The organism is Bartonella sp. MR110HLJHH (assembly GCF_042194225.1).
GTDB classification, from domain to species: domain Bacteria; phylum Pseudomonadota; class Alphaproteobacteria; order Rhizobiales; family Rhizobiaceae; genus Bartonella; species Bartonella grahamii.
Genome location: NZ_JBHIMQ010000115.1, coordinates 1 through 542, shown reverse-complemented (window position 1 = coordinate 542; position 542 = coordinate 1). Strand labels below are relative to the sequence as shown.

1 protein-coding gene is annotated in these 542 nt (G+C 39.7%); it reads right to left on the bottom strand.

Going from position 1 to position 542, the window contains the following annotated elements; all coding sequences use genetic code 11:
- The coding region (locus tag ACFIKB_RS09665) for a DnaB-like helicase C-terminal domain-containing protein (RefSeq protein WP_375653559.1) at positions 1-542 on the bottom strand (542 nt) is incomplete at both ends.

The window sequence follows — 542 nt, the reverse complement described above, 5'->3', positions numbered from 1 at the left end:
ATATAAAGAGGGATTGTTTGTAAGGAACGCATTGCGTGAATAATTTTTGCAAATTGCTCTTCTGAGATATTACCACGGCGCATATCAGAAGAAGAAACCTTTATTTGCTCTGAGATAATACGAGTTGCAAGCTGTTCAGATGACATTTCAAGTGAGAAGAAACCAACAATACCCCCTTCATTGGCTTGGTTGTTATCATGACGCTTGCAAGCATTGGCAATATTAAAAGCAATATTGGTCGCCAGAGAGGTCTTCCCCATAGCAGGGCGCCCCGCAAGGATAATCAAATCAGATGCTTGTAACCCTCCCATTTTCTCATCAAGTGTTTTGATATGGGTAGCTATCCCTGAGAGCCTTGAGGAACGCTTTTTCGCTGCACTTGCCATGTTAAGTGCTTTTGTAATGGCTGTATTAAAATTTTCAAATCCACCTCCATATTTCCCTTTTTCTGCCAATTCAAACAACTGATTTTCAACAGTTTCAATTTGTTGTGATGTTGTAAGTTCTACAGAAGCATCATAAGCTCTATTCACAACTTGAGT